Raw genomic sequence first — 14,910 nt, forward strand, 5'->3', positions numbered from 1 at the left:
CTATTATATAATATTAAACTAGGTAGAAGAATGTAAATACAAATACCCAAACTAAATCGACAAAGTGCCAGTATAAACCAACTTTCTCTACCATTTCGTAACTCTTACGTCTTTCGTAAGTTCCTAATACCACATTAAAGAAAATGATGATATTTAAAACTACTCCCGAAAATACGTGGAATCCGTGAAATCCAGTTATAAAGAAAAAGAAATCTGCAAACAAAGGTGAACCATATTCGTTTACATGTAAATTAGCACCTTCTACTACTAACTTTCCATTGTCTTTTATTTGCTTTAAAGATTCAGCTCTTGTTAACACAGTTTTCTCTCCTTCTGCTGTAAGTTTTTGTGTTCTTACCAAAACATTTTCATGAGATTCTAAACCATGTAAAACTTCTTGAACCGTATAAGTTGGCAAAGTACCTTCATTTACAAACCATAATCCATTCTTACTCTCATGCTTTGCTCTATCATTGTGACCTGCAACAACAAAATCTTTTAAAGCTACACGATGACCTTCGGCATCCACAAACTGTAATATGTTTCCTCCTTTAGTTTGTACAGCGCCATAGTCTCCTTTAATAAATGTGTTCCATTCCCAAGCTTGAGATCCAACAAATATTATACCACCAATAATGGTTAAAAACATATAAATTGTAACTTTACTTTTATTTAAATGATGTCCTGCATCAACAGCTAACACCATAGTTACAGACGACATAATAAGTACAAATGTCATAAATGCAACATAGTACATTGGTGCATCTACGCCATGAAAAAATGGAAAGTGAGTAAACACTTCATCGGCAATTGGCCATGCATCAATAAATTTAAATCTTGAAAATCCATAGGCTGCTAAAAAGCCCGAAAATGTTAATGCATCTGAAACGATGAAAAACCACATCATCATTTTTCCGTAGCTTGCTTTAAGTGGCTCATTACCGCCTCCCCAAGTTTTACCTTCTGTTCCAGTATTTACAACTGCTGTACTCATATATAAGGGTTGTTATTTAAAAGTTGCACAAAAATAATCAATTTATTTATCTAACGAAATATAAAAACAAAAAGAGATACACCCAGAGTATATCTATAAAATGCCAAAAGGTTGCTGCTAGTTCAAAACCAAGCATTTTTGTTGGATTATATTTTTGTTTAAAATGATTATAAATTACTACCAACAAACAAATTAATCCAACAATAACGTGTAAAATATGCACCACAGCTATTAAATAGATGTAAGACATCGTCACATTACTTGTTGGTCCTGTAAAATTATAACCTAAGTTTATTATTTGTTGAAAACCCGAAAATTGGTTAAAAATAAAAGTAACACCTAAAATTAAGGTTACAAATAACCACAACAAGGTCGCTTTATTATTACCCTTTTTCAATGTTTTTTTTGCTAAAATAAAAGACAAACTACTTAATAAAATAGTTAATGTACTAATTAAAAAAGCATTTGGTAGTTGAAATTCTTTTAACCAATCTGGTCTAGAACTACTTACTACAAATGCACTTGTCCATCCTGCAAAAGACATAATAAGTGATATAATACCAAACCAAAGCATCATTTTTTTTGCTCTGCTATTCTTTTCTTTTCTAGTGCCTTGCGTTAAATCCATCGTTATCTTATAAATTTATCTATTACATACACAATTTGTACTAACGTAATGTAAGATACACTAGCTAGCATTAATTGTTTTGCTACTTTTTCGGTCATTTCTTTAAATAGTTTTATAGCATAATACAGCATACCTAAACCAAATATTAAAACGATAACTGCTGCTACTATAGATAATTGTAACTTACCTGTAAAACCAAACACAGGAATTATTGATACTAATAACGTCCATATGGTATACATAATAGTTTGAACAGCTGTTCCTTTATCTTGTTTCCCTGTAGGTAACATAAAGAACCCTCCTTTTTTATAGTCTTCAAACAAAAACCAGCCAATAGCCCAAAAGTGCGGAAACTGCCAAAAAAATTGTAATGCAAATAAAGTTCCAGGTTCTATACCAAAATCGTCTGTAGCTGCAACCCAACCTAACATAAACGGAATAGCTCCAGGTATCGCTCCAACAAAAACAGCCAAAGGTGTTTTTGTTTTTAATGGCGTGTATATACAAGCATATAAAAAAATAGAAATAGCACCAAACATAGCTGTTTGTTTGTTAATGCTGTATAATATAATAATCCCTAATAAGGTAAAAGTAGTTGCTATAATAAATGCCGTATTTACAGACATGCGCCCAGAAGGAATAGGTCTATTTTTTGTACGGCTCATTAACACGTCCAAATCTTTTTCAATAATTTGATTAAATGCATTTGATGCTCCTACCATAAAATAGCCGCCAAAAGCTAATAAAACAAGCGTTTTTAAATCAATTGTATCTACACCCAACAAGTACCCTGCAAGTGAAGAGAACACCACACTTAATGCTAATCGCATTTTTGTAATTTCTTTAAAATCTGAAATTACAGAAGGTGTTGCTAATGAAGATTTTGAATTACTCAATATTATATATCCTTTGCGCTTTTTATAGCGAGTGCAAAGATACTCTATTAAAGCATTTTGAGCAATGCTTTTTATGGGTAAATTTAATAACGTAAAAATAATCCTATTTTGGGCGTTACCTAAAGGTCGGGCTATACATTACAATCTTTTTGCTCGTACCTCACAAAAAGGATTTCCATTGCTATCCCTAACGCAAAAATTCTAGCAAACCTAAAAACTTGTCTTCATCCTCTATAAACAAGTCCTTTAAAAGAAAAAAAGCCGCCTTAAAACAAAAATAAGTTTCTTTAAGAAAATGAATTAAAAATCAAAATACCAATTAAACAAATCGGTTCTAATTCCAAAATTAAACCAAACAGTATTACTTTTAACAGTTGAAGCCGTAGTAGATTCTGGATTAAAATCTCTAACAGTAATATCTGCAAATACTTTTAAATTAGAGGCAGGATTAATAATATAACCTACTTGTAGATTACCATTAAACGTTTTTGTTTTTATTCCTTGTCCTATTTCTACACCTGTATCAAAAGGTCTATCATCATAATCTCTATAAACATTTGCTCCGTAACTAAAATTATCGGTACCATCATTAATATCTAAACCTTGAACACCAAAAATTAATTTAGCATCTGCAAACCAACGTTTATAATGATAACGGCCAATTAAAATGGCTTCACTAAAATTTGCGCCCCATAAATGCGCCATAGATTGATTATTGTGCCCATAATTTGTAGCTACCGTATTATGCGAATAAGTATACGGACGTACTCTGTTATATTCAAACTGAAGTAATAAGTTATTCACTTTAAAAGCATCGTAATACTTAACGCCTAATTGATATCCATATTTATTTTTCCAACTTCTCTCTCCTGCTTTTACATCGCTTAAAGAAAATTCATCTAAAATAAACTGACTATATATATTTACATTGTCGTTTAACTTATATTTTGCCGAAGCTCCAATAATAGCATTTCCTGCATCTTGACCTGTTTCAAATTCTATAGCTCTATAAAATATAATAGGGTTTAAATAATTTATATCAAAACCTCTATCATTTGAGTTTGTCCAAATCACCGATTCAAATAAACCCAAATTAAAACGTTTAGAAACATTCCAACTTAAATAATGGTTTGCTATATATTTGGTTAAAAATGCACCATCTTCTGTAACTTCTGGTCTAACATCTTTTAACCAAGTCCACGTATTTGTATATTTTATTTTCCAAAACTTGGTATTTAGCTTTAAAAAAGGATGTGGGCTTGCTACATCTCCTAACAATAATGAACGGTAACCATCTCCAATAAAATTTTTACCATGCCCAAATTGAATATTTAAAAAATCAGCTGGCGTATAAGATAAATATGCTTCTGCAGCAGGATAATCGTAAGCATCTGTTTTAAATCGTTTTGCTATACCACGCCCAGGAATAATTGCTGGATCTGGTCCAAAAGCCTTTAAACTTTCTGCATATGCATTTACATATTCTGCAAAACGGCCTTGACTTTCAAAAACCGATGCATAAAAATTCAGTTTTTCACCTAAACCACCTTGAACCAAAAAACCTCTGGTGTTATTAAATGTTGAGCTAAAATCTGCTTCTGTATCTCTTCCTACTTGTAAATCTAAAATAGGGTCTACAGTAAACCAATAATTGTCACTTTGTAATTGCACTAAGTGTTCATTCCAAAGTTTTTTTCCTAACCAAGTATCAGTTTCCTTTAATAGTTTTCCTTTTTCTTCTTTAAAATCGTAATACTTTGCAACATCTTGATACATTAATGGTTTGGAAGCTGTGTGACTATTTGTTCCAACAAGGTTCATAGATTTATCAAACCTAGAATAATCGCTATGTGTAAATTGAATATTTAATTGACTTTTATATCTTTTATTATCAAATGTCTTTAATGATTTATTTACATTATCAAATTCAGCCTTAGCTTCTACCTCTAACCTAGATAGTTTATTTTTTTTACCTAAATCCCGTGTTGTAATTGCTTGATTTACCAAAGGGATTTTAATAGGAATAGCATATTGTTTATATGTTTTTCTACCATTATAAGTAGCTGGTTCTATTCTTGGTAACATAGAAAACACTCGTAATGCTTCATCTTTCAATTCTTTATAAACAGCATCTGTATAAATAACTCTAAATGCTCCAATAGTATCTACTTCAAATAAAACGACAACTTCTCCTTTATAACTTTCTTTATCTACACGTTCTGGAACTTTAAAATTTTCATAAATATGTATGAATATATTACTATCAAAACATTGTTGTAAAGAATCTATTACTACGCCTTTACAACTACTAAAAACTGGTGGCTTTTCTAACGAAAAATCTTTTTGAGAATAACTATTGTATTGAACTAAAAATAAGAGAAGTACAATGAATTTCTTCATAGGTTCTTGTTGAGGGTTAATTTAAGATCGAAAGATACTATTTTTTTTAGGTTTTTGTATCTACAAGAAACATTTGAATCTATTTCTATACTATAACCCTAACACCAATTAAACACTCTTTTTTAATAAAAAACCGCTATCTAATAAAAGATAGCGGTCTTTAAAACTTAAAATTGTAATGTTTTATAACACATCGAATACTATTGGTAATGTATAAATAACGCCCACATTTTTATTATGTTGTCTGCCTGGTTTCATTTCTGGGATAACATTAATAACTTTAACAGCTTCCTCTTCTAACTTAGGGTGTGGCGCTCTTGTTTTTATAGCTGTAACATGTCCTGTTTTATCAATAGTAAACTGCACATCTATTTTTTGTCTTCCAGATAAACCATAGTCTGATGCTACAGAACCATCAAATCTTCTCTGAATCAGCTTTGCAATTTTTTTTGACATGCATTTTTTTCTTTCTTTATTATTCTTTGCTTTTTCACAACCGGGATAAATTGGAGCATCTTGTATTGCTATGAACGATACATTTCCTCCCTCTTCTGGTTTATCTACAAGCTTAACATCGCTTATAGCAATAGGTTTTTCTTGAGGAACTTCTGTATCTGGAGTATCTAACACGTCCTCTTTTTCAGGATCTTCGTTCTCAACAATTACGGGATCTTCAGTAATAGTCACTGTTTTTTTAGGCTTAGGCTTAACCTCTTTCACAGGCTCTACATAAACTTTAATGTTACTAATAATAACTTCTGTTGGATCTTCAACTGGATTAACGTATGCTAGTTTTTGAGTAATAGCTGTCTCAAATTTCATCTCAAATAAGCCATAAACGGTCATCAAGCATACAATTAGTCCTATTTGAAAATAAAGGGTTGAGTTTTTTTGTAAATTTGCATCATGCTTTTGTGATTTTTTCACGATTTGCTCATTTTGCCGAATGAGTTCGTGAGCTTTTTTTAAATTGCTCATAATTATTATAGTTTAAATGTTAATATTATGATAAAGTTGCAATAAGCATACCAAAAAAGAAATCCCGTTACAAATTTTGTAACGGGATTTTATATTAAGACCTAGACTGTGCTAAGCTTCCTTATTTCAAGAATAATTTAATCTTGTACTTGAAAAATTATAGGTAACGAGTATGGAACATTTACTGGTTTCCCACGTTGTTTTCCTGGTTTCATTTTTGGTAACAATCCAATAACACGAGCAGCTTCTTTCTCTAATCCTGGGTGTGGAGCTCTAGCACGAATACCAGTTATATTTCCTGTTTTATCTATTTTAAATATAACATTAATACGTTGTCTTCCAGATAATCCTAAATCACTAGCTAACTCTGTATTAAACTTTTTATTTACAAAAGCAGATATCTTTTTAGACATACATGCTCTTTTTTGATTATTACTTCCTTTTTCGCAACCTGGAAAAACTGGTACGTTTTCAATAACTGAAAATGGTACATCTATATCTTCTTCCACTTCTACTACCTCTACTTCTTCAACCTCTACGATTTCAGTTTCTTGATCAACCTCAGAAGATTCTATAACAGTTTCTTCAATCTCAACCTCATCCTCAACAATCTCAATCACTTCTGGCGCAGCTGGTGGTGGCGGTGGTGGCGGTGGCGGTGTTTGTATTTGCTCTGTAATTGGAATTTCTTCTTCTAATTCCTCGTCCATATGTAACTGACCTATATCTATATCAGCTTTATCATAGGTTTTATAATTGATAGCGAAGTTTGTTAAAAATAACATTAACGCTAAACCAATTGCGAAATATAGTGAACTGTTACGTCCAACATTTGCTTTAGGATTTTTTTTAGGTTCCATAATTTAAATCATTTATCAAGATTGCTAAAATAACTATTTATTTGCCAAAAAAGCAAGTGTTTAGAAGTTTTTAATATACAACTTCTTTTTAAACCAAAGTACTAACGATGCTAATAATGCTCCCATTGTATTTGCTACAACATCATAAACATCTAAGGCTCTTGACTCTGTCATAGTATCTTGTAGTACTTCAATAACTATACCAAATACTATAGCAAAAATTACAGCAAAGTATATAGCTTTCTTTTTTTTTAAATTAAAGACTAGCAGAAACACACTAAACCAAAGAAGTGTTAATAAACAATACGCTAAAAAATGAAATATTTTATCTCCAAAAGAAACACCTACATCTGGAAGGTTATTTAGTCTAATTAAGCTAACTGTAGATAAAGCTACTGAATATGCTAAAGTTATTATAAGAGTAACCTTTTTAAGCACCTATAAGTGTTTTATAATCATCTGCAGACATTAGTCCATCTACTTGAGAAAGATCTGAACATTTTAACTTGATCATCCATCCAGCTCCATAAGGATCTGTATTTACTTTTTCTGGTTCATCTTCTAAAGCTTCATTAAATTCTATAATCTCACCAGATAATGGTAAAAATAAATCTGATACAGTTTTAACTGCTTCAACTGTTCCAAAAATTTCTTCAGCTTCTAGGGTCTCATCAACCGTTTCAACTTCTACATATACAATATCACCTAATTCACTTTGTGCAAAATCTGTAATACCTATTGTGGCAACGTCGCCATCTACTTTAATCCACTCGTGGTCTTTAGTATACTTTAATTCTGATGGAATATTCATTATAATAATTTAAAGTTATTTATGAAGCAAATGTATTTATTCAAATCTTAAATTCAAACTCTATATTAGTTAAACTTCAAAATGACTATTATAAATCATTTTGAAATTTTATTGGTTTAACCTATTAATTTCCAAAATTATATCTGATTGTAAATCCAGATCTAATAGTTGTTTGTGGAAATGCTGTAGAAATAGCGTATTCTGAAAACGAATAATCAAAATAAAATAACGCCGTTAAGTTTTTACTAAATGCATAATCTGCGGAATACTTTATTCCCCATATGGTTTGTCCCGAAGTCACTTGATTATTCTCCAAGTCTAGGTATCTAATAATTGTTTTATTATTTCTTACAGAGACATCTGCTTTCATATTTAAATCACTAACAATACGTTTTTGTGGTCCTGCTAACTTAGAACGTATACGTAAGTCTTTAATCCTGTAACCTAATCCAACTATATATTCATTACCTTGAACTTCTGTCATTAAATTATTATCAAAACTAAGCGATAATAATCTGTCCTTTTTTACTTCTGCAAGAATTTTAATTGAATTTTTCATTTCAAAGTCTACTCTAACTAAGGGACTAAACTGTTCTGTTAAGTTTATATTACTAAGTAATCTTTCATTTTTAAAATTCCCTGATTGATCTACAGCTTCTGATTGATCAGCTATATCAATATTTGGATTTCCTCTAGTAAAATCTAAGTTTGTACTAAATTGATTAATAGTATATGTTGAACGATATCCATGTGTTACAGAAAAACGTTTAAAGCGTTTTTTGAACCATTTAAATTTCATAAAACCCGTATACTTTAAATCCCAGTTAGGAATTGGTACATCTCTAAAAGCTCTAGTTTGAACCTTATTAGCGTCTTGCCCAGAATAGGCTGCTAAAAATGATGGTAATAATACCTTTTGACTGTTTTTACCAAATCCTAATGGATAGCCTTCTGCATCTCTACCATATGATGTATTCCCGTAAAATTTTTCAGCAAGTCTATCGGCTATTTTCAATCTGTTTGTTCTAAAATCATCAAAAGGCTCAGAAACGGCTTCATCACTTTTGCTAAATGCTGTTTTAATTAAAATAGTAGAGATATTAAAGTTTCCAAATGTGTTAGGGGTAAGATGGTTGTACACACCATTTTCTACATTAAAATTCTCTGTGAAATTTTCATTATACGCTCTGTTTCCAACAATATCTATTTTTAAATCTTTTACTGGCTCTAAACTAGCAGACATATCAAGCTGTTTCGTGTTTGTTGTTGTATACTGTTGATTAAATCCATCAAAAGCTGTTAACCAACCTTTTCTTGCTACTAAATCTCTAATATCACTTTGGCTCCCTAGAGTAAAACCTAATGTTGGTTTTACTGTACCTACAAATCCAGGTGTTTGTGTAAAGCCTGGTAAAAATGTACCATTGTTTTCAGAATAGTTAAACTGAATTCTTTTAATACTTGTTAAAATATCAATACCTGCATTTAATAATTTAGTAACAGATTTACTTCTTGATTTAGGCTGTTTTTCTTTATCTTTTTCTGCTCCCGGCGGTGTTCCGCTTTTAGTTCCTGTATTTCTACTTCTCACCCGTCTTATTGGTTTTTTAACTAAACCTATATATTTATAGAACCTTTTCATATCTAAGGTTGTATTAATATTATGAACACTTGAATTCTGAACTGTATTAATGTCTCCTTCTGTTATTTCACCATATAAATCGGAACCTTTTTGCCATTGAAAATTACCTGTATATTGATAAGTTGCATCTAAAAAGCTAAATGTTGGTATTTTATTTATTGGTAATTGATAGGTAATCCCTAAATCTTGACTTTGTCTGTTAGGATCTCCAACATCTAATAGGCCATCCCAAACATCTAATGTATCGTCTTGCTCTCCTCTTATTAAATCGTTATCCTTATAATAATTACGTACTATATTATTTCTATCCGCTGTAAAGTTTAATTGTAATGAATTTGTTAGGTTGTAATTAACACTATATTGAAAATCGAATGTGTAATTTCTTCTAAACAATTCTTCAACAGATATATCGTCATTACTAAGACCGACTTCTCTAAATTTCTGCTTATTAAACTGTCTGTTTACATCTGTATTAATTGTAAAACTAGATGGTAATAAATTAAAATTAAAGTCCTTTAAAATTTTCCAATATTTCCCTGTAAATAAGGAATCATTATTCTTAAACGGTTCTACTGTAATTGGATTAAAATTATGTGCATAATTAGCACCAACACGCACTGTTTTATTTACGGAATTTTCAATTTCGAAATCTCTATGTTGAACTTTATTATATGAGTAATTTAAAGTTAAATTTTCTACATCATAAAAACGTGGTTTAGCATCTGTTGTTCGCGTTTTTCTAACACCTATAAAATTGATACTTTGACGTTTTGTATAATCTTCAGATCGTTGTTTTATTTTTTCTTTTTCTTCTTCGCTATCTGCTGCTTCTAATCTAGAATCTAAAGTTAAATCTTTATAAGATTGATCGTATTTAGGTGTAATAAGCTCTTCGCTTTGTCCATAGTTAAACGGCACTTGAATACCCCATTTTTTTGGTAGTAATTGTCCAACATTAATATTAGTAACAACATCATACTGCTGTACATCTTCCAAACTACGCTCACTAGGACCTTGCTCGATACCACCAAAACCAGAAGTACTTTTACTACCTGTTGCACTAATAGTAGCAAAATCGGCAATATTAGTATCCAGACTTACTACAGCTGCCCAGCCTCCTTCATTCTCTAGATCTGATAAACGTAATTCATTAAACCAAACTTCGGCACAAATATCGTTTGCGCTAGACCTACTTTTAACCCCAACCATAAGCGTTCTTATATCTCCAAAATTAGGATTACCTTTTATACCTACACGGTGTTGCCCCAAAACATAACCACTAAATGGATCGTTTACTTTTGTTACATTGTCATCTACAACATCATAAAATGTAGGATCTTCATTCCCTAATGTCATATCTGAAATACCTTCAGCCTTAATTTTACCTAAAACCTCTATTGGTAAATTTATTTCATTTTCTGGTAACCATAACCCTTCTCTTGTTGTCGATGTAGAAACCCGTAATGGGATTTCTATTTGATAGAAATTCTCAGTCAAATCATTACCCATTCTAATGAACCCAACTAAATCATCATTTTCAAGATCACCTGTTCCTGAATCACTATTGTCTTCTGCGTGCATAAACATTCTTAAACGTTTATATTGACGCATATCTATATTGATGTTTTTATAAACAGCTCTAGAATCTTGAGATTCCAAATCACACACCTTCACTACTAACGATTGCTCGTTTTGCCTTACTACTGTATTATTATTAAATAACTCTTCTGGATCTATTCCTGGAGGACTCTGGTAACTTCCTTCATTCTCTAATGTACCAATAATACCTACAGAAAAATCTGTATCTGGATCTTCTGCTGCTGTTCCTGTTTCTTTATCTAAAGTTTGTGTGTATCGCCTCCAATCACTTCTAACTAAATCTAAAGTTCCAAAACGAAATACTGTAGCTTCTGTAAAATCTTTAAGATATACTCTGGTAAATCTAATGGATCTTAAATCACTAATTCCTCCTACAGGTTTAACATGACTACCTTGTACTGGAATTCTAAATTGATACCATCTAACATTTTTGCTTTCTCCATTAGGAAGTTGTCTTGGTGTTTCTTTATAATCTCTTAAAAACTCTTTTAATACATTATTATCGGAAAGACTTTCAAATTCCGTTGTAGTTTGTGGTAAATTTTGTCTATTAAGATCTAATTCGTATTCAAAATAACTATCAATCGTATTCATAGTATTATCACGATTAATATCTTCTGCGTCTGGTTGTGTATTTGCTGCTCTATTAGTATCTGAAAAAGTATCTGGAGTATTCCCTTCTACGCCATTAAACTTTTTATAACGCTCAAAAATACCACCTTCTGCATTTAAGAAATATCTATAATTATCATTTGCTGGATCATCTCCAAAATTTGATCCAAAAATATTGGCTTCTTCTGCATCATCATACCCATCATATCCTACATCTTGATTTGTCCGTTCTTGCCCTTCTGTATCAAACGCATAAATTAGAGATTGATTTTGCGGAACAACGGTTCCCCAATCTGTTGGTTGTAATAAACTAACATTACCATCTTTTGGTAGTCCGTTTTCATATAATTTTCTACCATCTTTAACTATATCTTCAGATATATTACCAAGATTAAAAACCAACTTCCCACCTGGATTAGTAACATTTTCTTGAAAAGGATCTTGCAACCAAAATTCAATATATTCTACATTTTGTTGTTCAAAATCTGTAGATGTTAATTGTCTTGTTATACCTGCCCATGCATTTTGAGGGTTATCTATAGTACCATCTGAAGATGATGACTCAAAATTATAAGGACCACGCTCTTCTGGATAATATGCTAAATCTAATGTAAACAATACTGAGTTTTGCCCTTGTACTAAATCTCTATCTGGGAAAAGCTCATTAATAAATACACGGCTGGTATATAAACCTGAAACATCTTCGTCTGATATTTCACTAGGTCGTCTACTACTATAAAAAATAGGATCTATACTATACCAGTTTAACAAGGCTCTATCATATCCATTTTGAACACCATTAGCGTCTTCTGCTCCTTCTATATAGGTTCTCCCCAAATCTAAAGGTCTACTAGATAAAAACCAAGATTGTTGCGATTTCAAATCTATAGAGTTTTGTGAACCTTCAAAATCATCAACGTACGATGTCGCTTCACCATTAAGATTCGTTCCCTTTGGTGCTCCTGGAGCCAAATAAGCAAACTCCCCTCTAAGTGATAAATTAGATTCTGCATCGGTATCTATATTAGGTAACTTATTCACTAATCGTGTTAAAAAGGGTACTTTAGTAGAATAATTACCATTTATACCAAAAATAGTATTGTTTATTGGCTCTGTTCCATAATTTGCTTTTTGGGTAATTGGGCGTTCGTTAAGATTTAATAATGTACCTCCTAAAACAAAATTCTCATTAAACTTATGTTCTACGTTTAACCCTGTAAATCGTCTTGTTTGCTGACCAAAAACGGCGTTATTTTCTGTAGAAATTTCAATAGGAGTGTTAGAAGCTTTTAGTGCTTCATCTAAAATTTGAACACGTCCTAGTTGATAATTCACTGTATAATCGATACCTTCTACTAAAAGACGACCTCCCGCAGTAACTCTAACCGATCCTCTTGGTACATTAAAAGCGCCTATAGGGATACCGTCACTTCCTGAAGATTTATAACGTCCTTTTAATTTGAATTTATTTTTCTCAACTTCTTCTAAAGCTGCTGTTTTTGTTGATTTGTATAATACATCGTATACATACTTTTCTTGATCTGCATTATAGGTTGCCTCATTATTATAATTTCCATTTCCTAAGACATTAAATAAATATTCCCCAAAAGGTTCTGCACTAGTAAAAACTATTTTTCCATTTTGAGGTATAACCGTTATACCTGGAACAAAATCAAAAAAACCATCTCCTTTTGATTGTGGATCATTATTAAAGTTAAGCTTGTCTAAATTAAACACTCTTAATAAAGGCACATTCTCTATTAGGTTTTCTTCTGCCGTATTAGATGTAACTGTATTCCCATTTATATCAACATCGAAACTTCCACCAACTGGAGTTATAAAATTTAAAGGTGATGCCTCATTATAAAATATATTTAATTTAAAATCGTCTTGACTTAAGTTATAGGCTCCTGTATCGTAGATATTCTTCATCATTAAATCCCAAACAGGTTGATCTACGTTAGTCACACTACTTTTTAACAACTTTAATACTAAGTTGGTATTTACAACAGAGGTTACTTCTCCTGAACTATTAGTTTCAATATCTGTTGCATTTACTCCATCATTTGCAAATTCACCTACCTGATAAACTTGCCCTCCAATGGTATATTGAAATGCTACTGCTAAAACCTCATCATTATTTAAACGTTGGTTTAAAGAAATATACCCCAATTCTGTATTTAAATTATATTCTTGTCCATTAGTTAATTTTCTAGCGTTTTCTAACTTAGCATAACCTACACCTTCCCTTACATCTGGCACTAAAATTCCAGATTGTACCGTAGCAATATCTCTAATACTTTCATTTAATTGTGAATTAGCTCCACCAATATTTGTTGGGTCAAAAGCATTATTCGAGTTATCTGGTAAAATACCCGCTCCAGGTAAAATATTAACTGAAGAGTCTATTTTTTGATTCTCCCCTAAATCCTGAAGAGCCACTACGTTTCTTACATTTTCGGTTCTATTACTTCTATTTGTTAACCAAACTTCTAATCTTGTTATTTGGAGTCCTCCATTATCTATAAAAGGATAATTACTTAAAGATTTATCATAAGTATCTCTAAAATACTGCGCTAAAAAGAAGTGCCTATTTTCATCATAATCTCTAACAAATAATTCAAATTCTTCAACTGTACCACCTCCTTGGGCTACTACTGTATTTCCTTGCGATTTTTGTTCTGAAAACACACCAGTAACTGTCGTTTTACCAAACTGTAATTGTGCTTTTACACCAAATAAACTTTGTGCTCCTGTAATTAAAGAACTGTTTAATGGCATGCTTACATTACCAACTTCTATTTTTTGAATAATATCATCTTCTGTTGGTGTATATTCTAATTTTATAAGGTTTTGAAAATCGAAAGTTGATTGCGTATCATAATTTGCTGTTACTTGTAATCTCGTACCAACTTTACCTAATAAACTTAAACTTATACGTTGGTCAAAATCGAAAGTAAAACTACTTCTGTTTCTTGGAGAAAATGAAGGGTTATCTTGTTTTGAAAACAAGATCCCTAAATCCATCTCTACAGATCCTTGAGGAACAACTTCAATAGTATTACCTCCAAAAATTGTTTCGAAAAAATCTGATTTCACATAAAACTCAGGCAATAGATTTTTTCGCCCATCTTCAGCACCTTCTTTTTTCCCATCAAAAGCATCTATTTTTTCTTTATAATAAGCTCTTAAATTTTCTTTAGCTACTAAAGCATAATATTCTTTAGGTGATAAAATAACGGGGTAATTAATATTATAACTTCCTATTTTTTCAGTATAAATGTATCGATTCGTTATAGGGTCGTAAGTATACTTTGACTCTACACTGTTTGGGTTAGGCGTTTTTATCTTCCCTATATTATATCCTGTTTTAACAGAATCTTTAACAGGTTCTTGAGACCATGTTACAAAAGAATAAAATAATAAGAAAACTAATAACGCGGATCTTTTAATCGATTTATAAAACTTAAGGTTAGTTCTTCTATTCAAA

General features: G+C 31.3%; 9 protein-coding genes. All 9 read right to left on the reverse strand.

The features are described 5' to 3' along the window. Nucleotides 1-13: 13 nt before the first annotated feature. Nucleotides 14-994 (reverse strand): cytochrome c oxidase subunit 3, encoded by a 981-nt coding sequence (locus A8C32_RS01215; protein ID WP_069828630.1) that lies wholly within the window; start codon nt 992-994, stop codon nt 14-16. 46 nt (nt 995-1,040) lie between these two features. Next, complete coding sequence (locus tag A8C32_RS01220) at nt 1,041-1,622, reverse strand: cytochrome c oxidase subunit 3 (RefSeq protein WP_069828631.1); 582 nt, start codon at nt 1,620-1,622, stop codon at nt 1,041-1,043. Nucleotides 1,623-1,624: 2 nt separating this feature from the next. Next, nucleotides 1,625-2,518, reverse strand: coding sequence for a heme o synthase (gene cyoE, locus A8C32_RS01225; RefSeq protein WP_069828632.1), 894 nt, complete (start codon nt 2,516-2,518; stop codon nt 1,625-1,627). Between the two features lie 300 nt (nt 2,519-2,818). Then, nucleotides 2,819-4,918: a gliding motility protein RemB gene (locus A8C32_RS01230; protein WP_069828633.1), complete on the reverse strand. Its 2,100-nt coding sequence runs from the start codon at nt 4,916-4,918 to the stop codon at nt 2,819-2,821. Between the two features lie 183 nt (nt 4,919-5,101). Further along, a complete protein-coding gene (locus A8C32_RS01235) occupies nt 5,102-5,896 on the reverse strand; it encodes an energy transducer TonB (protein WP_069828634.1) in 795 nt (264 codons plus the stop codon). Nucleotides 5,897-6,033: 137 nt separating this feature from the next. Further along, the gene (locus tag A8C32_RS01240; protein ID WP_069828635.1) at nt 6,034-6,756 is read right to left on the reverse strand and encodes an energy transducer TonB; all 723 of its coding nucleotides are present in this window, start codon (nt 6,754-6,756) and stop codon (nt 6,034-6,036) included. Between the two features lie 60 nt (nt 6,757-6,816). After that, a complete protein-coding gene (locus A8C32_RS01245) occupies nt 6,817-7,194 on the reverse strand; it encodes a VanZ family protein (protein WP_083253202.1) in 378 nt (125 codons plus the stop codon). Continuing rightward, nucleotides 7,187-7,567, reverse strand: coding sequence for a glycine cleavage system protein GcvH (gene gcvH / locus A8C32_RS01250; protein WP_069828636.1), 381 nt, complete (start codon nt 7,565-7,567; stop codon nt 7,187-7,189). Before gcvH ends, A8C32_RS01245 begins: the two co-directional genes overlap by 8 nt. Nucleotides 7,568-7,691: 124 nt before the next feature. Beyond that, on the reverse strand, nt 7,692-14,909 hold the full coding sequence (sov, locus tag A8C32_RS01255) for a T9SS outer membrane translocon Sov/SprA (protein ID WP_069828637.1): 7,218 nt from the start codon (nt 14,907-14,909) through the stop codon (nt 7,692-7,694). Nucleotide 14,910: the final 1 nt, after the last annotated feature.

The organism is Flavivirga aquatica (assembly GCF_001747085.1).
Taxonomy (GTDB): Bacteria; Bacteroidota; Bacteroidia; order Flavobacteriales; family Flavobacteriaceae; genus Algibacter_C; species Algibacter_C aquatica.